19 protein-coding genes are annotated in these 22,184 nt (G+C 72.9%); 9 read left to right on the forward strand and 10 right to left on the reverse strand.

Annotated features, from left to right (window positions below; genetic code table 11):
• Positions 1-7: 7 nt before the first annotated feature.
• Together VGN74_RS10640 and VGN74_RS10645 are read right to left on the reverse strand one after the other, a co-directional pair.
• A complete protein-coding gene (locus VGN74_RS10640; RefSeq protein ID WP_327447974.1) occupies positions 8-2,506 on the reverse strand; it encodes a helicase-related protein in 2,499 nt (832 codons plus the stop codon).
• A 34-nt stretch (positions 2,507-2,540) separates the two neighbouring features.
• Entirely contained in the window at positions 2,541-2,978 is a 438-nt protein-coding gene (locus VGN74_RS10645; RefSeq protein ID WP_327447976.1) for an ABA4-like family protein, read from the reverse strand.
• 288 nt (positions 2,979-3,266) lie between these two features.
• Between VGN74_RS10645 and ppdK the strand changes: the two genes are divergently transcribed.
• Together ppdK and VGN74_RS10655 are read left to right on the forward strand one after the other, a co-directional pair.
• Entirely contained in the window at positions 3,267-5,933 is a 2,667-nt protein-coding gene (gene ppdK, locus VGN74_RS10650) for a pyruvate, phosphate dikinase (RefSeq protein WP_327447978.1), read from the forward strand.
• Positions 5,934-6,155: 222 nt separating this feature from the next.
• The gene (locus VGN74_RS10655; protein ID WP_327447980.1) at positions 6,156-6,695 is read left to right on the forward strand and encodes a porin family protein; all 540 of its coding nucleotides are present in this window, start codon (positions 6,156-6,158) and stop codon (positions 6,693-6,695) included.
• A 62-nt stretch (positions 6,696-6,757) separates the two neighbouring features.
• On the opposite strand, the gene VGN74_RS10660 is transcribed toward VGN74_RS10655, so the two are convergent.
• The 7 genes from VGN74_RS10660 to VGN74_RS10690 all read right to left on the reverse strand — a co-directional run bounded on the left by VGN74_RS10660 (position 6,758) and on the right by VGN74_RS10690 (position 13,365).
• The gene (locus VGN74_RS10660; protein ID WP_327447982.1) at positions 6,758-7,033 is read right to left on the reverse strand and encodes a hypothetical protein; all 276 of its coding nucleotides are present in this window, start codon (positions 7,031-7,033) and stop codon (positions 6,758-6,760) included.
• An 80-nt stretch (positions 7,034-7,113) separates the two neighbouring features.
• Positions 7,114-8,235, reverse strand: a complete 1,122-nt coding sequence (locus VGN74_RS10665) for a beta-ketoacyl-ACP synthase III (RefSeq protein WP_327447984.1) — start codon at positions 8,233-8,235, stop codon at positions 7,114-7,116.
• Positions 8,236-8,300: 65 nt separating this feature from the next.
• Positions 8,301-10,349 (reverse strand): capsular polysaccharide biosynthesis protein, encoded by a 2,049-nt coding sequence (locus tag VGN74_RS10670; protein ID WP_327447986.1) that lies wholly within the window; start codon positions 10,347-10,349, stop codon positions 8,301-8,303.
• The gene (locus VGN74_RS10675) at positions 10,346-11,194 is read right to left on the reverse strand and encodes a CoA ester lyase (RefSeq protein ID WP_327447988.1); all 849 of its coding nucleotides are present in this window, start codon (positions 11,192-11,194) and stop codon (positions 10,346-10,348) included. The genes VGN74_RS10670 and VGN74_RS10675 overlap by 4 nt, the downstream gene beginning before the upstream one ends.
• 7 nt (positions 11,195-11,201) lie before the next feature.
• Positions 11,202-11,879, reverse strand: a complete 678-nt coding sequence (locus tag VGN74_RS10680) for an SDR family NAD(P)-dependent oxidoreductase (RefSeq protein WP_327447990.1) — start codon at positions 11,877-11,879, stop codon at positions 11,202-11,204.
• Between the two features lie 59 nt (positions 11,880-11,938).
• Positions 11,939-12,832, reverse strand: a complete 894-nt coding sequence (locus VGN74_RS10685; RefSeq protein WP_327447992.1) for an ROK family protein — start codon at positions 12,830-12,832, stop codon at positions 11,939-11,941.
• A gap of 41 nt (positions 12,833-12,873) precedes the next feature.
• A complete protein-coding gene (locus VGN74_RS10690) occupies positions 12,874-13,365 on the reverse strand; it encodes a GAF domain-containing protein (RefSeq protein ID WP_327447994.1) in 492 nt (163 codons plus the stop codon).
• A 219-nt stretch (positions 13,366-13,584) separates the two neighbouring features.
• On the opposite strand from VGN74_RS10690, the gene VGN74_RS10695 reads away from it, so the two are divergent.
• The 6 genes from VGN74_RS10695 (at position 13,585) to VGN74_RS10720 (ending at position 19,785) form a co-directional block, all read left to right on the forward strand.
• On the forward strand, positions 13,585-15,033 hold the full coding sequence (locus VGN74_RS10695; protein WP_414643548.1) for a tetratricopeptide repeat protein: 1,449 nt from the start codon (positions 13,585-13,587) through the stop codon (positions 15,031-15,033).
• Between the two features lie 12 nt (positions 15,034-15,045).
• Positions 15,046-16,569: a hypothetical protein gene (locus VGN74_RS10700; RefSeq protein WP_327447996.1), complete on the forward strand. Its 1,524-nt coding sequence runs from the start codon at positions 15,046-15,048 to the stop codon at positions 16,567-16,569.
• 73 nt (positions 16,570-16,642) lie between these two features.
• Positions 16,643-17,020 carry a type II secretion system minor pseudopilin GspI gene (gene gspI / locus VGN74_RS10705; protein WP_327447998.1) on the forward strand — a complete coding sequence of 126 codons (378 nt, stop codon included), beginning with the start codon at positions 16,643-16,645 and terminating at the stop codon, positions 17,018-17,020.
• Positions 17,017-17,622, forward strand: a complete 606-nt coding sequence (gene gspJ / locus VGN74_RS10710; protein WP_327448000.1) for a type II secretion system minor pseudopilin GspJ — start codon at positions 17,017-17,019, stop codon at positions 17,620-17,622. Before gspI ends, gspJ begins: the two co-directional genes overlap by 4 nt.
• Complete coding sequence (gene gspK / locus VGN74_RS10715; RefSeq protein ID WP_327448002.1) at positions 17,619-18,524, forward strand: type II secretion system minor pseudopilin GspK; 906 nt, start codon at positions 17,619-17,621, stop codon at positions 18,522-18,524. The genes gspJ and gspK overlap by 4 nt, the downstream gene beginning before the upstream one ends.
• Positions 18,525-18,588: 64 nt before the next feature.
• On the forward strand, positions 18,589-19,785 hold the full coding sequence (locus VGN74_RS10720) for a serine hydrolase (RefSeq protein WP_327448004.1): 1,197 nt from the start codon (positions 18,589-18,591) through the stop codon (positions 19,783-19,785).
• 362 nt (positions 19,786-20,147) lie between these two features.
• Here VGN74_RS10720 and VGN74_RS10725 read toward each other — a convergent pair whose 3' ends face one another.
• Complete coding sequence (locus VGN74_RS10725; protein WP_327448006.1) at positions 20,148-20,813, reverse strand: glutathione S-transferase family protein; 666 nt, start codon at positions 20,811-20,813, stop codon at positions 20,148-20,150.
• A 150-nt stretch (positions 20,814-20,963) separates the two neighbouring features.
• On the opposite strand from VGN74_RS10725, the gene VGN74_RS10730 reads away from it, so the two are divergent.
• Positions 20,964-22,007 (forward strand): ribonucleotide-diphosphate reductase subunit beta, encoded by a 1,044-nt coding sequence (locus VGN74_RS10730; protein WP_327448008.1) that lies wholly within the window; start codon positions 20,964-20,966, stop codon positions 22,005-22,007.
• Positions 22,008-22,184 lie beyond the last annotated feature (177 nt).

Genomic DNA, 22,184 nt, shown 5'->3' on the forward strand with positions numbered 1-22,184 from the left:
GGACGGCTCATGAGGCGACGGCCGGCGCGGCCGTGCGGCGTCGCCGCGGACGCTTGCGCCGCGCGGGCGGCGGCGGGGCCGTCAGGGCGGCGAGGACGGCGAAGGGCGAGTCGCCCGGCGGCTGCGGCCGTGGCGCGCGTTCCGGGTCCTGGGCCCGCGGGGTGCGCAGACCGGCGCGCAGGGCCTTCGCCTCGGCCCCGGTCCAGCCCAGTTCGGCCAGGGCCGCCTCGGGCAGGGGGCCCTTGCCGGCGTCGCGCGTCACCTCGGCGAACCGCTCCAGCGCCTCGACGGGGACGGCGAGGCCGGCCACGGCCCGCAGGCCGCGGGCGGCGAGGGCGCGCGGTGACGGCGGCGGCTCGGGCAGGCGCGACAGCCCGGGCCCGGCGCCCAGTCCCGATACGGGCGTGAAGGCCTGGGCGAGGGCCCGGCCGCGCGGCTTGAGCACGCCGGGGAGCCAGATCGAATGGGCGCCGACGCGGACGGCGAAGGCCTTGAGGGTGCGGCGCTCGGCCTGGCTGAGGGCGGCGAGGTCGCGCGCCACCTCGCGGCGGTCCAGCACGCCGCCGGCCTCGACCAGGCGGAAGGCGAGGCCGCGGGGCAGGCCGGTCAGGGCGCCGCTCTCGATGGCGGTGCGAAGGCGGCGCAGGTCGCGCAGGGCCCGCCCGGCCTCGGCCGCGATGAAGGCCTCCAGCCGGCGCTGGGCCCGCTCGCGGGCCGGGGCAGGGCCCAGCTCGCCGAGCAGCTGGACGCGGGGGGTGAAGGGATCGCCGCCGGTGATGCGGCCGGCCAGGCTGCCGCGCCACAGCACCTCGCCGGCCGGGGTGACGGCGAAGGCTTCGTCGGGAGCAGCGGCCAGCTGGCCCAGCCGGCGGGCCACCTCGGGGCCGACGGCGCGCAGGGCGGCGGTGCGCAGGGTGCGGTCGGCCAGGGCCCCGGCGGCGCCGTCGGCGTCGGCGGCGAAGCGCACCCCGTCGAGCTGGCCGACCGCCTCGCCGTCCAGCCGCACCCGGCCGTCGTCATCGACCTCGGCGAGGGCCGTCTCCCGGTCGTTGAGCGAGCGCAGGAGCACGGTGGTGCGGCGATCGACGAAGCGCGCGGTCAGGCGCTCGTGCAGCACGTCGGACAGACGGTCCTCCAGCGCCCGCGTCTTCTCGCGCCAGTCGCGCGGGCGCTCCAGCCAGTCGGGGCGCTGGGCGATGTAGGCGAGGGTGCGCACGCCGGAGAGCCGGGCCGAAAGCTGGTCGATCTGGCCGTCGTCGCGATCCAGCGCGGCGAAGCGCGGGGCGATCCAGGCCTCGTCCAGCCGGCCGCGGCCGGAGGTCAGGGTCTGGAAGATCTCCTTCGACAGGCGGGCGTGGTCGTCGAGGGTGGTCTTCTGGAAGTCCGGCAGCTGGCAGGCGTCCCACAGGCGCATCAGGGCCCCGCGCGAACGGGCGACGCGCTGCACGTCCGGGTCCTGGGCGGCGCGGCGCAGCAGCACCTCGTCGAGCGCGGGCTCGGTCAGGCGCAGGCCCGGGCTGTGCGGGCTGACGGCCAGCGACCGCAGCAGCTCGTTGAGACTGTCGAAGTCGAGGCGGGCGTTGCGCCACTCCGCGGCCTCGACCGGGTCGAAGCGGTGCTCTGCGACCTGTTCGACCAGCTCCTCGTCCGGCTCCTGGCACTCGCCGGTGACGCCCCAGGTCCCGTTGCGCAGGTGGCGGCCGGCGCGGCCGGCGATCTGCCCGACCTCGTGCGGGTGCAGCCAGCGGGTGCGGCGGCCGTCGAACTTGCGCAGGCCGGCGAAGGCGACATGGTCGACGTCCATGTTCAGGCCCATGCCGATGGCGTCGGTGGCGACCAGGTAGTCGACCTCGCCGGACTGGAACAGGGCGACCTGGGCGTTGCGGGTGCGCGGGCTGAGCGAGCCCATGACGACGGCGGCGCCGCCCTTCTGGCGGCGGATCAGCTCGGCGATGGCGTAGACCTGCTCGGTGGAGAAGGCGACCACGGCCGAGCGGCGCGGCAGGCGGGTGATCTTCTTCGAGCCGGCGTAGCTGAGCACCGACAGGCGCTCGCGGCGGAGGATCTCCGCGTCCGGGACCAGCCGGCGGATCAGCGGCTCCATGGTCCCGGCCCCGAGGAACATGGTCTCGTGCCGGCCGCGGGCGTGCAGCAGCCGCTGGGTGAAGACGTGGCCGCGCTCGGGGTCGGCGGCCAGCTGGATCTCGTCGACGGCGAGGAAGTCGACCTGGCGCTCCAGCGGCATGGCCTCGACGGTGCAGACGAAGAACAGCGGCCGGTCCGGCAGGATCTTCTCCTCGCCGGTGATCAGGGCGACGCGGGCGCGGCCGACGCGGGCGACGATGCGGTCGTAGATCTCGCGCGCCAGCAGCCGCAGCGGCAGGCCGATCATGCCCGAGGCGTGGCCGAGCATCCGCTCGACCGCCAGATGGGTCTTGCCGGTGTTGGTGGGCCCCAGCACCGCGGCGACGCGGGAGGGACCAAGTCCGGTCGATCGGTCGCTCATGACTGTGGGAAGGTGGCCCGCCCCGGGCGGTTCCTCAAGCCGTCGGTCGCGCCAGCGGCGTGCGGCGGATCGCCAGATAGAGCAGCAGGCCGAACGGCCCGGCCAGCAGGGTGAAGAGGAGGCAGGGCAGCAGGGCCCAGTGGGGGACGCCGCGCTTCGCCGCGTCCTCTGTCGCCCAGGCCCCGACCCAGAGGTCGAAGGCGAGGTAGTGGACCCAGCCGACCAGCACCCCCTCGGGCCGGGCGAAGGCGCGGGTGACGCCCTCAAGGGTCGAGAAGTCCAGCCCCTCGCCGGCCTCGCCGAGGGTCAGGACCGCCGCGCCGAGCAGGACGGTATAGGTCAGGGCCAGCAGGACGCCGACGAGGCGGGCGCCGTTGACCAGCAGCGTCCGCCGCAGCGGCGCGAGGGCCAGCATCAGCCATCCGGCGAGGGCGACGAGGTTGGCGATCTCGAACAGGCGGGCGGGGTCCATGGGGCCCAGTGTGGCGCACGTTAACGACGATCCCGCAACCCTCGGAACAGGCGCGAAACGAATCAGGACCGAATCGGCGACCGCGTCCGATTCGCCGTTTGTTCACCGCAACATATTGTATCGCCGAAGCTATTAACCACAATCGCGACGCCGGGCGGGAACCGCGCCGCTCACGCACTGTTACAGCCGCCATAGCCTTCGCCGCGCCGGCGCGCTAAGCAGCGCCGCAAGGGCGGCCGTTCGAGCCGCTCATGCGCGCGAACTCAGGACGCGAACTCAGGGGTGCATATGACGAAGTGGGTCTACGGCTTCGGCGGCGGGTCCGCCGATGGCGATGCGTCGATGAAGAACCTGCTGGGCGGCAAGGGCGCCAATCTGGCGGAGATGTCGTCCCTGGGGCTGCCGGTGCCGCCGGGCTTCACCATCACCACCGAGGCCTGCGTCCACTACTACGCCCACGGCCAGAGCTATCCGGCCGACCTGGCGGACCAGGTGAAGGCCGGTCTGGCCAAGGTGGAGGCGGGGGTCGGCAAGACCTTCGGCGACCCGGCCAATCCGCTGCTGGTGTCGGTGCGCTCGGGCGCCCGCGCCTCCATGCCCGGGATGATGGACACGGTCCTGAACCTCGGCCTGAACGACGCGACGGTCGAGGGGCTGGCGGCCCTGTCCGGCGACCGGCGCTTCGCCTTCGACAGCTACCGCCGCTTCATCACCATGTACTCGAACGTGGTGCTGGGCCTCGGTCACGACCACTTCGAGGAGGTTCTGGACGACCACAAGGACCGGCTGGGCGTCAGCGTCGACACCGAGCTGACCGCGGAAGACTGGGAGCGGGTCGTCGCCGACTACAAGGCGGTGGTGCAGGACCAGCTGGGCCATGCGTTTCCGCAGGACGCCCACGACCAGCTGTGGGGCGCCATCGGCGCCGTGTTCGCCAGCTGGATGAACGACCGGGCCAAGTTCTATCGCCGCATGCACGACATCCCCGAGAGCTGGGGCACGGCGGTCAATGTCCAGTCGATGGTGTTCGGCAACATGGGCGAGACCTCGGCGACGGGGGTGGCCTTCACCCGCAATCCGTCGACCGGCGAGGCGCGGCTGTATGGCGAGTTCCTGATCAACGCCCAGGGCGAGGATGTGGTGGCGGGCATCCGCACGCCGCAGTCGCTGACCAAGGCCGGCCGCGAGGAGATGGGCGAGACGGCCCCCTCGATGGAAGAGGCCATGCCGGAGGTGTTCGGCCAGTTCGTCGAGACCGTCGGCAAGCTGGAGCGGCACTACCGCGACATGCAGGACATCGAGTTCACGGTCGAGCAGGGCCGGCTGTGGATGCTGCAGACCCGCAACGGCAAGCGCACCGCCAAGGCGGCGCTGAAGATCGCCGTGGAGATGGCCGCCGACGGCGTCATCAGCCGCGAGGAGGCGGTCGGGCGCGTCGATCCCTCGGCGCTGGACCAACTGCTGCACCCGACGCTGGACCCGGAAGCCCCGCGCGAGGTGGTGGCTCAGGGCCTGCCGGCCAGCCCCGGCGCGGCCACGGGCAAGATCGTGTTCGACGCCGATGAGGCCGAGCGCCTCAGCCAGCTGGGCGACGCGGTCATCCTGGTGCGCGACGAGACCAGCCCGGAGGACATCCACGGCATGCACGCGGCGCGCGGCATCGTCACGGCGCGCGGCGGCATGACCAGCCACGCGGCGGTGGTGGCGCGCGGCATGGGCCGGCCCTGCGTCTCGGGCGCCGGCGAGATCCGCATCGACGAGAAGGCCGGGACCTTCACCGTGCGCGGCCGGACCTTCAGGGCCGGCGACGTCATCACCATCGACGGCTCGAAGGGCGAGGTCATGAACGGTGCGGTCCGCATGATCGAGCCCGAGCTGACCGGCGACTTCCAGACCCTGATGGGCTGGGCTGACGGCCTGCGCCGGCTGAAGGTGCGGGCCAATGCCGAGACGCCGCTGGACGCCCGCACGGCGCGCGGCTTCGGGGCCGAGGGCATCGGCCTGTGCCGCACCGAGCACATGTTCTTCGACGAGGAGCGCATCCAGGCGGTGCGCGAGATGATCCTCGCCGACGACGAGGCCGGCCGCCGCGCCGCCCTGGCGAAGATCGCGCCCTTCCAGAAGGCCGACTTTGTCGAGCTGTTCACCATCATGACCGGTCTGCCGGTGACGGTGCGGCTGCTCGACCCGCCGCTGCACGAGTTCATCCCGCACGGCGACGCCGAGATCGACGCCCTCGCCGCGGCCTCGGGCCTCGACGCCGACAAGCTGAAGCGGCGGGCGCGCGAGCTGCACGAGACCAACCCCATGCTGGGCCACCGCGGCTGCCGGCTGGGGGTTGCCTATCCCGAGATCTACGAGATGCAGGTGCGCGCCATCCTCGAGGCGGCGCTGGCGGTGAAGCGCGCCTCGGGCGAGGCGCCGACGCCGGAGATCATGCACCCGCTGGTGGCCAAGGGGCAGGAGATGAAGTTCCTGCGCGAGCTGACCGACCGCACCGCCGAGGCGGTGTTCGCCGAGGCCGGGGACCGGGTCGATTATCTGGTCGGCACCATGATCGAGCTGCCGCGCGCGGCGCTGCGGGCCGATGACCTCGCCGAGCACGCCGCCTTCTTCAGCTTCGGCACCAACGACCTGACCCAGACGACGTTCGGCATCAGCCGCGACGATTCCGGGCGGTTCCTGCAGGCCTATATGGACAAGGGCATCTTCGAGCATGACCCTTTCGTGCGGCTGGACCAGGAGGGGGTCGGCGACCTGATCCGCATCGCGGCCGAGCGCGGCCGCAAGGTGCGGGCCGACGTCAAGCTGGGCATCTGCGGCGAGCATGGCGGCGATCCGGCCTCGATCGCGTTCTGTGAGGGCGCCGGCCTCGACTATGTCAGCTGCAGCCCGTTCCGGGTGCCGATCGCCCGGCTGGCGGCGGCCCAGGCGGCGCTGGCGGCGCGGCGCTGACGGCCTTCCGGCTGCGGACCCGTAGCCGGAAAGATGGCCTGAAGTTCATATTCTGACGTTACATCGCCGTCATTGGCGGATCGATGTATGTGTCTCGTCGCACACGCTTAAGAGCGTGTAATCGTTTGGCCATGGAACGGCCACGGACGCATCTCCATTTCCGCATCGCAGGGGGATCACTGACGACCGCAAGAAGTCGTCGCTGCGAAAGGAAAGTACATCATGCGTAATCTTGTTCTCGCGACCGCCGCGATCGGCGCCCTGACCGCCGTGGCCATGCCGGCCGCCGCCCAGAGCGTCTCCAACCCGTTCTCGGGCCCCTATGGCTCGATCAGCTATGGCACGGTGCAGGCCGACAACGCCGACCTCGACGCTGTCACCGCCCGCGTCGGCGCGAAGCTGACGCCCTACATCGGCCTTGAGGCCGAGGGCTCGCTGGGCGTCGATGACCAGGACGTGACCGGCATCCCGGGCACCACCGTCGAGCTGAAGCACGACCTGGCCGCCTATGTGACCGGCTCGATCCCGGTGACCTCGAACCTCGAGCTGTTCGGCCGTCTGGGCTACGGCACGACCCGCGTGCGCGCCGAGTCGGTGACGCTCAGCGCTTCGGCCAGCGAGGAGAGCGTCAACTACGGCGTCGGCGCCAACTATCTGTTCGACGGAAAGAACGGCATCCGCGCCGACTGGACGCGCCGCGACTTCCGCAGCGACGGCGGCGAGGCTGACGTCTGGAGCATCGGCTACGTGCGTCGCTTCTGATCCGGAACGGATCACGGTGATGAAGGGGCGGTCCGGAAGGGCCGCCCCTTTTTCATGGCCGGTCAGGCGATCCCGGGCGCCAGCGCCCAGCGCGCCGAGTCCTCGCCGAAGGGGCGGAAGAACCAGTCGCGGTAACGGTCGAACACCTCGCGCACCCGCACCGGCAGGTCGGGGCCAACCGGTTCGCCGCGCTGGCGGCGCAGGGCGGCGACCCACTGGCAGATGTCGCGCTGGTGGGCCGCCCCGCCCATCCGTCTGAGCACCAGGGCCACGTCGCGGGCGAGGGCGTCGAGGACGGGCGTGGCGGCGGGGGGCGTCGAAGGGGCGGTCCCGGTCATGCGGATATCCTGCGTGCTGGAGACAGCCACAGGGCTCGCAGACCTCCGGCGAGGACGCAAGCGTCGCCGTTGAGAAAGTCTCAGCCGCGCTTGCGGACGAACACCGTTCCGGCCGAGTAACCGGCGCCGAAGCTGCAGATCAGGCCGGTCTCGCCGGGGGCGAAACCCTGATGGTGCAGGTGGAAGGCGATGATGGAACCTGCCGAGGAGGTGTTGGCGTAGTCATCGAGGATGATGACGTTCTCTTCCGGTGAGGGACCGCGGCCCAGCACGCGCTTGCCGATCAGCTCGTTCATGTTGATGTTGGCCTGGTGCAGCCACAGCCGCTTGAGGGCCGTGGGGTCGAGGCCGAGATCGCGGGCGTGCTCGACGATCATCTCGGCGACCATGGGCACCACATCCTTGAAGACCTTGCGGCCCTGCTGGATGAACAGCTTGTCCGGCTTGCCGATGCCCTCGGGCGCCGCGTTGTTGAGGAAGCCGAAGTTGTTGCGGATGTTGTTGGAGAACACCGTCTTCAGCCGCGAACCGAGGATTTCCCACCCGCCGGGGCCGGCCTGGTCGTCGGCCTCCACGATCACCGCCGTGGCCACGTCGCCGAAGATGAAGTGGCTGTCGCGGTCGCGGAAGTTGAGGTGGGCCGAGCAGACCTCGGGATTGACCATCAGCACCGCCTTGACCGAGCCGGACTGGATGTAGTCGGCGGCGGTCTTGAGCCCGAAGGTGGCGGAGGAGCAGGCCACGTTCATGTCGAAGGCGAAGCCCTCGATGCCCAGCGCCTGCTGCACCTCGATGGCCAGGGCCGGATAGGGCCGCGGCATGTTGGAGGCGGCGCACAGGACGGCGCCGATTTCGCTGACCGGCTTGCCCCAGGCGGCGATCGCCTCGCGCGCGGCGGCGACGGCCATCTCGGCCATCACAGACAGCTCGTCATCCGGCCGCTCGGGGATGTTCGGGGCCATGCGGGCCGGGTCCAGCACCCCGGCCTTGTCCAGCACGAAGCGGCGCTTGATGCCCGAGGCCTTCTCGATGAACTCGACCGAGGACGGTGTCAGGGCCTGGACCTCGCCCGCCGCAATGGCGTCGGCGTGCTCGGCATTGAAGCGGTCGGCGTACGCGTTGTAGGCGGCCACCAGCTCCGCATTGGTGATCGACTGGTCCGGCGTGAACAGGCCGGTGGCGGCGATGACGGCAGAGGGCAAGGTCGGTGTTCCTGAAGCGCCGGACGGGCCCGCGCGAAAGGACGATAGGCCTTCGGCGGGAAGTCTCAATAGGACGGCGGCGGCGTCCGGTCGAGGCTGGCCCTCAGGCCGGTCCACCAGCGCCTGATCCGGCCGCGCGGGACGGCCGCGGCGGGCCGGTCGCGGGCGGCGATGAGGGCCTCGACCAGGTCCTCCGCCTCGCACGGCCAGCCTTCGGGCGTGATGTAGAGCGGGTAGTCGATCAGGGCGGCGTGCACCAGCTCGTCGAGGCTGGCGCGGCGGGTGCGGCGCTCGAAGGTCAGGGCGTCCTCGGTCAGGCCCCAGCCGGCGTAGAAGGGGCGGCCCCAGGTCGAGACGGCCTTGCCGCGCAGCAGGGCCTCGAAGCCGGCCAGCGAGGTCAGGGTGGCGAGCCGGTCGCAGGCGTCGAGGCAGGCGCTGATGTCGAGCCCGTCGGCGGTGGCGTCGACCTCGACCAGGGCGGAGACGTCGAGCCGGCCCGGCCGGTTGCCGGCCAGCACGTCCGGGTGGTTGCGATAGACGAGGAAGGCGTCCGGGTGCGCCGCGCGCACCGCCTGCACGAGGCCGGAATTGGTCCGCAGGGGGCCGCAGCCGGTCAGGATCGAGCGGTCGTTCTCGACCTGGCCGACGACCAGCACCCGCTCGCGGTCGCGCGGCCAGGCTTCGGGGCCGGCGACGGGCGCGCCGAGATTGTACTTGCTGAGACCGGCCTCGACGACGCGGCGGCGCAGGGCCGCGGCGCGGGCGACCTGGGCCGGGGTGAAGCCCCCGGCCTCGATGCGCGCCTCCAGCCGCGAGGGGCCGGTGGGGTCGTAGTAGACGCCGAGGTCGTCCAGCGCGACCGACAGGGCGCCGACGAAGTCCGAGCCGAGGCCGCGCGAGCGCACGAAGCCGTCCTCCATGCGCACGACCGGGGCCGAGGTGGCGGCGGCGGCGCGGCGGATGGCCGGGGTCTCCTTGCCGGCCCAGTAGATCAGCCGGCCGCCCTCGGCCTCGGCCTGACGGGCGGCGTTGCGGGCGAAGTTGTGGATGCGCACCCGGGCGGTCGGGGCGTTGAGCAGGCGGCGCACCTGCGGCCGCTTGGCCGGGGCGAAGCCGGCGCCGCACCAGACCCCGGCCAACCGGTCGGCGCGGGCGCGGAAGCCGAGCAGCCGCTCCACCGCCGCCTCGACCTCGCAGCGCTGGCCGGTGACCGGGTCGACGTAGCGCGGGGCCCGGACCAGGGCGGCGGCGGCGACCGCCTCCAGCGGCCGGGTGACATTGCGGCGGGGGATCTCCAGCGCGTCGGCGGTGAGGCCCCAGCCGGCGTAGAAGGGGGCGCCGTGGCAGGTCACCGGCCGGCCGCGCAGCAGGGCCTCGAAGCCGAGGCCCGAGGTGACGACGTGGACGGCGTCCACCTCGTCGAGCAGCTCGGCGGGGCGGACGTTGCGGTCGATCAGGGTGGCGTCGCCGAGCAGGGCGTCGGGGATGCAGCCGCGCTTGCGGCCTGCGGCCACGGCCGGGTGGCGCTTGACCAGCAGCTGGGCCCCCGGGTGGGCGGCGCGGGCGGCGGTCATCATGCGGGCGAAGCTGTCGGGGCCGGCGAGGCCGGTCTCGATGGCGGCGTCGCCGAAGGTCTGGTCGACCACCAGCACCCGGGGGCGGCCGCGGTCCAGCAGGGACCGGTCCAGCGGCTCGCCGAGGTTGGTCTTGGACAGGCCGGTCTCGACCAGCCGGGCGATCAGGGCGCGGGCGCGGTCGGCCATGGCCGCATCCAGCCAGGCGTCGGCGGCGAGAATGTCGGCCTCCAGCCGCGAGGGACGGCGCGCGTCGTAATAGACCCCGAGATCGTCGGCGATCAGGCTGAGGCTGGCGGCGCCGGCCTCGCCCAGGCCGATCGAGCGCAGGAAGCCGTCCTCCAGCGCCACATAGGGCAGGCCGCGGGCGGCGGCCCAGGCGCGGCCGGCGCGGGTGCTGGGCTTGAGGCCCCAGCCGATGACGGCGCGCACGTCCGGGCCGGGCGTGGCGCGCAGGGCGTACTCCGGCAGGAAGGTCGACAGGAAGGGGACGCGCCACAGGCCGGGGGCGCAGACCCAGGCGGGGAGGGGCGCGGTCATGCCGACCTTGCGGTGAGGCGGGCGGCCTCGGCCAGCAGCGCCTCGGCCTGGGCGAGGTGCAGGCGCTCGACCATGCCGCCCGCGGCGCGGACGGCCCCGCGTCCGGCAGCCTCAGGCGCGGCGAAGGCGGCGACCACGGCTTCGGCCCAGGCGATCTCGGCCGCGGTGGGGGCGAACGCGGCCTGCACCGGGGCGATCTGCGCCGGATGGATCAGGCTCTTGCCGTCGAAGCCGTAGAGCCGGCCCTGACGGGCCTCGGCGGCGAGACCGTCGGCGTCGTCGATCCGGTTGAACACCCCGTCGATGGCCAGCCGGCCATGGGCCCGGGCGGCGGCCACAAGGGTCGCCAGCCAGGGCTTGAAGGGCTCGCGGTCGGCCGAGGGGCCGGTCCCCAGCGCCAGGGCCAGATCGTTGGTCCCCAGCATCAGCGCCTCGAGAGGGCCGCCGGCGGCGGCGATCTGCGGCAGGGCCAGCAGGGCCGCCGGGGTCTCGATCATGGCCCAGAGCGCCTGACCGGGGCCGAGGCCGGCGGCGACGGCGGCCACATCTCCCGGACCGGACACCTTGGGGACGACCACGAAGGCGACCGGGGCGGCGGCGACGGCGGCCAGATCGGCGGCGCCCCAGGGCGTGTCGAGGCCGTTGATCCGCACGCCCAGCCGGCCGCAAAAGCCGCCGGCGGTCGCCGCGGCCACGGCGGCGGCGCGCGCGGCGGCCTTCTGGTCGGGCGCGACCGCATCCTCGAGGTCGAGAATAACCGCGTCGACGTCGAGGCCGCGCGCCTTCTCCACTGCGCGGGCGTTGGCCGCGGGCAGGTAGAGGGCGGTGCGGCAGGGCGGACGCATGCGCGGCTCAGACCCGGCCGGTGACCGGCACCAGCGCCCCGGTCATGGCGCGGCTGGCGGGGGAGGCGAGGAACAGGATGACCTCGGCGAGGTCCGCGGGGGCGACCCAGCGCGCCGGATCCGCGTCGGGCATGTCCTTGCGGTTGGCGGGGGTGTCGATGATCGAGGGCAGGACAGCGTTGACCGTGACCGAGGTGTCCTTGAGCTCCTCGGCGAGGCTCTCGGTCAGGCGGTGCACGCCGGACTTGGAGGCGGTGTAGGCGGCCATGCCGACGCCGGACTTGAGGGCTGCGGCGGAGCCGACGTTGACGATGCGGCCATCAGACGACTGTGTCAGGTGGGGCAGGGCGGCGCGGGCGGCGTTCAGGGCCGTTTTCACATTGATCGCGAACATCCGGTCCCAGGCCGGCTCGGCGTCATCGACCTTCTGCCAGACGAAGCCGCCGGCGATGTTGAGCACGATGTCGAGCCGGCCGAAGGTCTCCACCACCTTCTGCATGGCGGCGCGGGCCTGGGCCGCGTCGGTCAGGTCGACGCCGGACAGTTCGAGGGCGCCGTCCGGCGCGGTCTCGCCGCGGGCGTGATCGATCAGGGCCACCTTCAGACCCCGGGCCATCGCCGCCTCGACCACCGCGCACCCGAGCACCCCGTGGGCCCCGGTGATGGCCGCCACCCGATCCGTCATCCGCCGTCTCCGTAAAGGTGCGCGACCATAGTCGCCGCGCTCGCCAGATCAACGGGCGATCAGCGCGGCCAGAGCCAGGCCGCCCCCCGCACGCCGGAGGAATCGCCCCAGCGCGCCGGGACGACCGGCGCGTCCCACGCGTCGGCGAACACATGGCGGGCGATGACCGGCGGCAGCGCCGGGTAGATGGCGGCCGCATTGGACATGCCGCCGCCCAGCACGATGACGTCGGGATCCACGAGGTTCACCGCCATGGCGAGGGCGCGGCCGAGCCGGTCGACGTAGCGCGCCAGGCTGGCGGCGGCGTCTGTCTCACCGGCCGCCGCGGCGGCCACGATGTCGGGGGCGGCGAGGGCCTGGCCGGTCACCGCCGCATGGTCGCGCTGCAGCCCCGTGCCGGAGATCCAGGTCTCGAGACAGCCGTTGAGGCCGCACCAGCAGGCCGGGCCCGGCGCCTCGTCGGGTGCGGGCCAGGGCAGGGGGATGTGGCCCAGCTCGGCGGCGACGCCATGCGCGCCCTCGACCAGCCGGCCGTCGACCACCAGTCCTGCGCCGCAGCCGGTGCCGAGGATCACCGCCAGCACCCCGCGGGCCCCGGCGCCGGCCCCGTCCGCAGCCTCGGACAGGGCGAGGCAGTTGGCGTCGTTGGCGAGGCGGACCGGCCGGCCGAGCCGCGCCTCCAGATCCGCGCCGAACGGCCGCCCGTTCAGGTATGTGGAGTTGGCGTTGCGGATCCGTCCGGTGCGTGGGGAGGGCGAGCCGGGAATGCCGACGCCGATGGAGCCGATGCCGCCGGTCTCCGCCTCCACCCGAGCAATGAGCCGTGCCACCGTCTCCAGCGCGGCCTCGTAGGCGCCGGGATTGGGCTCGCGCAGGCGCGTCAGAACCCCGCCGTCCGGGGCGAGGGCGGCCGCCTCGATCTTGGTCCCGCCGAAGTCCACGCCGATCTGCATGGGTCCGGCCTAGCAGCCCCGGCGTCCGTGGCGAAGGCCCGTCAGCCCGCGAACACCTTGCCCAGCAGTCGCTCCAGCGCGGCCTGGTCCGTCTCGTCGAAGGCGGCCGGGGTGGTGGCGTCGACGTCGAAGACGGCGATCAGCTCGCCCGCGGCGTCGAACACCGGCACGACGATCTCGCTGGCCGAGCGGCCGTCGCAGGCGATGTGGCCGGGGAAGGCATGGACGTCAGGGACAAGCTGCGTCCGGCGCTCGGCCGCCGCCGTGCCGCAGACCCCGCGGCCGAAGGCGATTCGCAGGCAGCCGAGGGTGCCCTGGTAGGGGCCGACCACCAGCTCGGCCTCGCGGGCCGGATCGACGACATAGAAGCCGGTCCAGAAATAGTGGTCGAAGGCGTCGGCCAGCATGGCCGCGACCGTGGCCATGCGCGCCGTGCGGTCGGGCTCGCCGTCGAGCACGGCGAGGATCTCGTCCTCCAGCTCGGCGTAGCGGGCCGCCTTGTCGGCGGGACGATCGCGGGCGACATAGGCCATGGAGAACTCCGGAGCGGGCGAAACGCGCCATATAGGGCGCCGGCCAGGCCACGCCAGTCCTTGCAGAATTTGTCACCCTGCGGCGCCACGGGGACACATTTCCGCCTTTCGACGGCAACGGTCGTTAACCATAGGCGTTAACCTTGACAGAAGGTGAACGTCCCCCGACCCTTCGGGCGGGTGAGACGGCGCCGGGCGCGAGGTCCGGAGGGAGCGGGGATGTCGGTCTTCAGAGGCCACGACGGGAACGCGCGGCGTCTGGCCGGCTGGCCGATCACGGCCCCGGCGACGCTTGTGCTGATGCTGGTCGTGGCGCTGGTCCTGTCCGCCTGCAGCCCGTCGTCCGGCCCCGCCTTCTGGCGCCGCGACGCAGCCAACACCGCCTGTCCGCGACCGGCGGCCCTGACCGGCGGGGAGTTCAACGACCAGGAAGCGGGCCTGCGCCGGCTGCGGCGCGCGGCCTTCCGCGGCGACTTCTTCTCCCAGCTGGAGCTCGGCGACCGCTACGCCGCCCTGCGCGCCACCGACAAGAACATCGAGGACCCGATCGAGAGCGCCGTCTGGTACGCCATGGCGCTGACCAACAGCGAGGGCTTCGCCCCGACCAACCGGGTGCAGCGCGACGGCCTGTTCGGCTGGCGGCCGGTGTCGAGCTACGACCATTGCCGGGCGTCGGAGCGCAAGACCGCCTACCGCCGGCTGGACGCGCACCTGTCGCGCATGACCCTGGCCGAGCAGGAGGCGGTGCGCGACCGGGTGATCTATGTGCTGTCGACCCAGGACGCCGAGGGCTATCGCACCCTCGCCCGGCTGCACGACGCCCTCTACGGCCCCTTCGGCGAACCCCAGGACAACCGCGAGGCGCGCGAGGCGCTGGGCGGCGGCGGCGCGCGCGCCGGGGCCGGCCGCAGCGCCGCGGTGACGCTGTTCCAGCGCAACGACGTGGACGCCTATCTCTACAACTACCTGGCGGTGCAGACCGGCGACGTCGGGGCCTATGTGCTGCTCAAGGACTTCGAGCGCTCGTCGCCGAACCGGGCGCGTTACGCCGCCTTCGTCGAGGCCAAGGCGCGCCAGTGGGTGCCGCCGTTCGAGTTCTATCCCAACACCGCGCCGCAGTCCGGCGTGCCCTTCTCGGACGAGAGCCGGCCGCGCGGCGACGCCTTCGACTACGCCCTGCAGCGCATGACCGAGCTGCCGTTCGTCCACGTGGGTCGCGCCCTGCGCTACCTCGGGGTCACGGACGCGGCGCCCGAGCGGGCGGCGGACCTGTCGCAACGGCAGGTGCAGGCGCTGGAGGCGATGCTGGGCCACGCCATGGAGGGCCGGCTGTCCTATCTGGAGATGGTGCGGGCCGTGCAGCTGGCGGCGGTCAACGGGTCGTCCGAGGCCCAGCTGGTGCTGGCGGTGATGTACGCCGAGGGCGTGGGCGTACCGCCCGACTACGCCCGCGCCTACTCCTGGTTCGTCGAGGCGGACCGGCAGGGCTCGCCGGAGGCGCGCTTCGCCATCTCGACCTACTTCGCCCTCGGTGTCGCCGGGGTCGCCGACCAGGACAAGGCCCAGGCGGTCGCCTTCCGGCTCGACTCGGCCCTGTCCGGCTTCTCCCCCTCGGCCGCCCGGCTGCAGGCCGTGCTGGCCCAGGTGTCCCGTTCGCAGCGCCGCTAGGAGGGCGTGACGATGACCGACCCGACGATCCGCCGCCCCGCCGCTCCGGTCCGCAGCCGCGCCTGGCGCGTCGCTGTGCGGGCGCTGGCCGCGCCGGCGGCCCTGCTGGGCGCCATGGCGTTGCCGCCGCTGGTCGGAGATGTGGCCCACGCCCAGACGGCGGCGCGGGTCGAGGCCCAGACCCGGCCGAACTTCGGCCTGCTGCTGCAGCCGCCGGCCCAGGCCCGGCCGCGCGCGCACCGTCGCTTCGGCCACGGGAGCTATCCCCACGGCCGCCCGCCCCTGCCGCCGCGCCCGCCGGTGCTGGAGGAGGTGGTGCTGGTCGACTGCGGCGGCAATCCGGGCAGCGGGGCTGTCGAGGCCGCCGTGCGCCGGGTGCGCCCCGGCGGCACCCTGATCCTGCGCGCCCGCGGCGGCCCCTGCGTCGGCTGGCTCGACATCGACCGGCCCATGACCATCCTCGGCGACGGGGCGGGCTTCGATCCGCGCGAGTGGAACCGCCAGCCGGCCGCCACCCTGCAGGCGCCCGACGGCCTGCCGTGCCTGACCATCGCGCCCGGCGTGCGGGTCGAGGTGCGCGACGTGGTGTTCGCCTCGCCCAACGCCGGCGAGGCGCCGTGCATCGCCAACTACGGCGGCCAGGCCATCCTCAGCCGGGTCGGCTTCCGCCACGCCGGCGACGAGCCGGCCATCCTGTCCGACGGCGGTCTGGTCGATCTGCGCAATGCGGTGCTGGAAGCCGAGACGGTGGCCCCGGCCATCGTCGCCGACGGCGCGACCCTGACGGCTTATGAGGTGACGGTGGTCGGCGCCACCTCGGGGGTCGACATCACCCCGGGCGCCGGCGAGCCCTCGCTGCTGCAGAACGTCACCCTGCGCGGCGACGCCACGCCCAACAACTTCGGTCCGCGGGCCATCGGCCTGATCGTGCGGGCCGCGCGCGCGGCCGGGCGGGTCGAGGTGACCAACACCCTGATCGCCGACTACGCCGAGGGCGTGGCGATCGAGGGCGCTTCGGTCGGCATCGTCGACAGCCGCATCACCCGCGTCGACAAGGGCGTGGTGCTCTATAACGGCGAGGTGACGCTGGACCGCTCGCGGGTGCGGGCCGGGACCGTCGGTCTGGCCGCGGCGGCGGGCCGGGCGGTGGTCACGGACAACGTCTTCTCCGGCGTCCGCGAGGTCCTGTACGAGGAGCCGCGCGCGGTGATCGAGGCCTCGGGCAACCTCGTCTATTCGCGGGACCTGTGCCGGCCGTCGTTCAGGCCGCGCTGGCGCGACCGCTACGAGCCCTACTGGAGCGGCGGCGGCCAGGGCTGGCGCTGCGTCTACGACTCCTACCCGCAGCAGTGGTGGGGGCAGGAGGACGGCGCCCTCGGCTATCCCTATGAGGACTTCGGCGTCGGCTATCCGGACGGCTACGCCCGGTTCCAGCAGGGCTATGGCTGGTACGATCGCGACGGGCGCTATGTCCCGGACGACCGGCATGTCGGCGACCGGCGCTGGGGCGGCGGCGGCGGGTTCTGGCGGCGCTGAGCCCGACGGCGCCGTCGGGATTGTCACACTGGGGTCGTAAGCGGGCGGGGATCTGATCTCGCCCGGTTCGCCCGTGACCTGCTCGCCCGCCCCTGATCCCCGCGCCGGCTTCAGCCTGCTGGAGACGCTGGTCGCCTTCGCCGTGTTCGCCCTGGCGGCGCTGGCCCTGATCAATCTGGCGGGCGAGAACACCCGCGCGGCGGCCCATGTGGAGACACGGGTGCTGTCCGGCATCGTCGCCGACAACATCGTGGTCCAGGCCCTCACCCTGCCCAACCCGCCGGCCTTCGGCGAAACCGAGGGCGAAACGGTGATGGGCGACCGCCGCTGGCGCTGGACGCAGACGGTGGCGACCACCCCGGACGCCGGCATGGTGCGCATTGACGTGCGGGTGTTCGCCGGGGCGCAGGAGACGGCGCGCCTGACCGCCTTCCGGGACAGCGGCGCATGAGGCGCGCGCGGTCCGGCTTCACCCTGGTCGAGACGCTGATCGCCCTGGCCATCTTCGGCCTGCTGGCGGTGGCGGGGGTGGCGCTGCTCAACCTGTCCCTGACCAATCGCGAGGTGGTGCGCGCCGCGACCGAGGCCGGGGCGGACTTCCAGCGGCTGCGTCAGCTCCTGCGCGCCGATCTGGGCCAGGCCGTCGACCGGCCGGTGATCGGCGGGGGCGGCGGGGGCGGCGGGGGCGGCGGGGCCGGCCCGGCGCTGGCGGGGGGGCAGGGCGAGGTGCTGCTGCAGCTGACCAGGGCCGGCTGGGCGAACCCGGACGGGCGGCCGCGGGCCTCGCTGCAGCGGGTGGTCTGGGTGCTGAACGGGGACCGCATCGAGCGGCGGGTCTATCCGGACCTGACCGGGGCCGGGCCGCCCCTGACCCAGACTCTGCTGACCGACGCGCGGGAGGTGCGCATCGCCTTCGTCGCCAGCGGCCGCACCTTCGCCGCCTGGCCCGCCGAGGCTCAGCAACCCCTGCCGGACGCGGTGACGCTGGAGCTGACGGCGCCGCGCTTCGGCCGCACCACCCAGTGGTTCCTTGTCGGCGGGGGCCCGGGATGAGCCGGTCGGCGCGCGAGGGGGCGGCCCTGCTGGCCGTGCTGATCCTGGTGGCGATCCTGTCGATCGTCGCCGTGGTGGTGCTGGACGATGTGCGCTTCTCGATCCGCCGGGCCCAGAACGTCGAGGCCCAGACCCAGGCCCAGTGGTACGCCCTCGGGGCCGAGCGGCTGGCGCGGCGGCGCATCCGCCAGCTGGTGCAGGCGACGCCGGAGCGGACCCCGGCCCCGGCCGAGTGGAACGGCCGGCGCTTCGACTTCCCCATCGAGGGCGGGGCGCTGACCCTGACCGTGCGCGACGGCCAGGCCTGCTTCAACCTGAACAGCCTGGTCGAGGGGGCGCCCGGGGCGCTGGTCCCGAGCCCGACGGGGCAGGCGCAGTTCACGGCCTTCCAGCGGGGGCTGGGCGTTCCGGCGGGCGAGGCGCAGCGGCTGGCGGCGCGGCTGGGGGCGGCGATCGTCGAGGGCGGCCTGCTGGCGGAGCCGAGCGAGCTGCGCGGGCTGGGGGTCGGGGCGGCGGCCTACGCCCGGCTGCGGCCGCGGGTCTGCGCCCTGCCGACCACGGGCCTGACGCGGTTCAATGTGAACAGCCTGACCCCCGCCGATGCCCCCCTGCTGGCCATGCTGGCGCCGGAGACGCTGTCGGTTGAGGCGGCGCGGCGGGTGCTGGCGGCGCGGCCGGCCGGGGGCTGGGCCGACGTCGACGCCTTCTGGGCCACGCCGGCGCTGGCGGAGCTGTCTGTGGGCGCCGTGGAGCGGGGTCAGGCGACGGTCGTGACCCGCTACTTCGCCTATGAGGCCGAGGTGGTCTGGTCCGGGGGCGAGGCGGTGCGCTCGGGTCTGATCGAGGTCGGCCGTGATGGCCGGGTGCGGTCGGTGCTCACCCGCTGGACGCCGCCGGAGTGAGGCGCGGCGCTTGACGCGGGGTCGGGGCCGGGCCTTCCTCGCGGGGTCGAAACGGAGCCCCGCCATGTCCCTGTTGCGTCGCTGCCTGCCCGCCCTCGCCGCCGCCGTCGTGGGCGCCGCCGTTCCCGCCGGGGCGCAGACTCCGCCCGCCCCCACGCCTGCTGCGCCGGCCGCGACGCCCTTCGCCATCCCGCCGGACATGGAGGTGCTGTTCTGGCCGGCCGAGCGGCGCGAGCGCGACCTGCGGCGCATGCCCGAGCTGATCCCCCACGCGCGGATCGCGCCCTCGCCCAACCCGCGGCCGCTGCCGGACGGCGAGCCGCTTGGCCTTGATCCGACGGCGTACATGGAGGCGGGGCGGATCGCCGGGGTGCTGGTGCTGCAGGACGGGCGTGTGCGGCTGGAGCGCTACGGCCTCGGCATGACGCCGCAGGACGTGTGGAACAGCTTCTCCATGACCAAGTCCCTGACCTCGACCCTGGTGGGCGTGGCGATCGGGGAGGGGAAGATCGCCAGCGTTAATGATCCGGTGGACCGCTACATCCCCGAGCTCGCAGGCAGCGCCTATGAGGGCGTGCCGCTGGCCCATGTGCTGACCATGACCTCGGGCGCGCGCTGGGACGAGGACTATACCGACCCGACCTCGGACGTGGCGCGCTTCTACCTCACGCCGCCGCCGCCGGGCGAGGATGCGACGGTGGCCTATATGCGCCGGCTGGAGCGGGCGCACCCGCCCGGCGCGCGCTGGAACTACAACACCGGCGAGACCAACCTGATCGGGGCGCTGGTGGCGCAGGCGACCGGCCAGCCGCTGGCCGCCTATCTGAAAGCGAAGATCTGGGATCCGGCGGGGATGGAGAGCGCCGCCTTCTGGATGCTGGACGCGCAAGGCAGGGAGAGCGGCGGCTGCTGCGTCTCGGCCACCCTGCGCGACTGGGGCCGGGTCGGGCTGATGGCGCTGGAGCGCGGCGCCGTTCCGGGCGGCCAGATCGCCAGCCCGGACTGGTTCGAGCAGGCCACGACCCAGAACGTCGACTTCCCGGAGAACGACCGGGGCTACGGGTTCCAGTGGTGGACCCGCGCCGAGGGCACGCGGTTCGAGGCCAACGGCATCTTCGGCCAGCAGATCCACGTCGACCCGGAGCGCCGGCTGGTGGTGGTGATCCTGTCGTCCTGGCCGACCGCCACCGGCCGCGCCCGCAGCGCCGCGCGCGACGCCTTCCTCGAGCAGGTGCGGGCGGCGGTGGACCAGGGGGCCTGAAGTCCCTCTCCTCCCCCATAGCGGAGCGTATGGGGGAGGGGGACCATGCGCAGCATGGTGGAGGGGGCGACCGCCAGCACTGCGCTTCGTCCTTCGCCCCCTCCACCGCTTCGCGGTCCCCCTCCCCCGCGGGCGGGGGAGGAGAGGGGGGCCATCGTCACCCTCGGGCTTGACCCGAGGGTCAGGCGGTCCGTCGCGCGAGGGCGGGGGGTGTCGCGGGGCGGTCGGGCTCGATCCTCGGGTCAAGCCCGAGGATGACGGGGGTGAAGTGGGGGGCGCAGCGCCTGACCTCGCCCCCTCCACCCTGCTTCGCCTGCGGCTTCGCAGGGGCCCGCTCCCCCGTTTCACGGGGAGGAGAGAGGTCAGCCCTCCCAGCCGGCGGCGAAGGGGAAGCGTCGGGACCAGAGGTCCTGCAGCGCCGGCAGGGCGTCCACGCGCTGCACCACCTGCGCCATGTTCGGGGCGACCTCGGCGAAGCGTCGCCGACGCGGGGTCCAGCGGCTGGCCACGGTCACATAGAGGTCGAGCACCGTCAGCTGCTCGCCCAGCAGGAACCGCCCCGGGGTGATCTGCCGGTCCATGACGCCCCAGCATTCGGCGATCCGCTCGCCGGTGAGATGAAGGATGCGGGCCTGGTCCGCCGGATCGTCGCCAGCCAGCCGGGACGGGACGTCGCGCACCCAGTACATCGAATAGATGGCCGCCGGGATGAAGCTCATCCAGCGCAGGAACTGGCCGCGGCGCGGGTCGTCCGGCGCGGGGGCCAAGGGCGCTGCGCCGCCCGGCCGGTAGGCGTACCGGTCCGCCAGCCAGATCAGGATGGCGGCGCTTTCGGTCAGGACCTCGCCTTCAGGGGTGATCAGGACCGGGAGCTGCCGCATGGGATTGACCACCCCGACCTTTTCCCGCTCGGCCTCTCCCTCCCAGGTCGGCGCCTCGATCACCGTAAAGGGCAGGTCGAGCAGGGTGAGGGTCGCCTCGACCGGGACCGAGCCTGAACCGGCGGCGCCGTAGACCGTGAAACTCATCCCCGCTTCCCTCCCCAGGAATCTGGCGCCAACCTACTACATCTGGGGCTGCGGCTAAATGTGATCGCTAAATGAGCGATTTTGGGCTTGGCCAGTCGGGCCGGGCGCCGCATGGTGCGAGGCCTGTCTGCTCCCCTGGAATCGCTCGCCATGAACGCCATCACGCCGATCACGCCCGCCCTGCCCGGCCTGCTGACCGCCTCGGCGGCCTACAAGCCGTTCCGGTACCCCTGGGCTTTCGACATGTGGAAGAAGCAGCAGCAGGTCCACTGGATGCCGGAAGAGGTGCCGCTGGGCGAGGACTGCAAGGACTGGGCGGCCAAGCTGGACGACGGCGAGCGCAACCTGCTGACCCAGATCTTCCGCTTCTTCACCCAGGCGGACATCGAGGTCCAGGACAACTACATGGAGCGCTACGGTCGGGTGTTCAAACCGACCGAGGTCAAGATGATGCTGGCGGCCTTCGCCAACATGGAGACCATCCACATCGCCGCCTACGCCCTGCTGCTCGAGACCATCGGCATGCCCGAGGCGGAGTTCGGCGCCTTCATGGAATACGAGGCCATGAAGGACAAGCACGACTACATGGGCCAGTTCGGGGTCGAGACCGAGGCCGACATCTGCCGCACCCTGGCGATGTTCGGCGGCTTCTCCGAAGGGCTGCAGCTGTTCGCCAGCTTCGCCATGCTGATGAACTTCCCGCGCTTCAACAAGATGAAGGGCATGGGCCAGATCGTCAGCTGGTCGGTGCGCGACGAGAGCCTGCACTGCGAAGGCATCATCAAGCTGTACCACGCCTTCAACAAGGAGACGGGGGCGGTGACCAAGGCCGTGGCCGACGACATCGTCGACTGCTGCAAGCACGTCATCACCATGGAGGACAAGTTCATCGACCTGGCCTTCGAGCAGGGGCCAGTGCAGGGCATGACCCCCGATGACATCAAGGCCTACATCCGCTTCATCGCCGACTGGCGTCTGCGCCAGCTGAAGCTGCCGGAAGTCTATGGCGTGACCGAGAACCCGCTGCCGTGGCTGCAGGCCCTGCTGTCGGGCGTGGAGCACGCCAACTTCTTCGAGGCCCGGGCGACGGAGTACTCCAAGGCCGCGACCAAGGGCGCCTGGCACGGCGCCGAGGGCGTGTGGGACAGCTTCGACGCCCTGATGAAGAAGCGCACGGAGACGGCGGAGGTCTGAGGGCCCGCGCGCACTGTCTGCCCGCATTTTTCACCGTCACCGCCGGGCCTGTCCCGGCGGCGTGTGAGCGCGCGCACACCCCAACATACCGTCACCGCCGGGCTCGTCCCGGCGGCCCATAAGCGCGAACCTTTGCAGGGCTGAGTCTATGGGTGGCCGGGACGAGCCCGGCCATGA

Source organism: Brevundimonas sp., from assembly GCF_035998205.1.
Lineage (GTDB): Bacteria > Pseudomonadota > Alphaproteobacteria > Caulobacterales > Caulobacteraceae > Brevundimonas.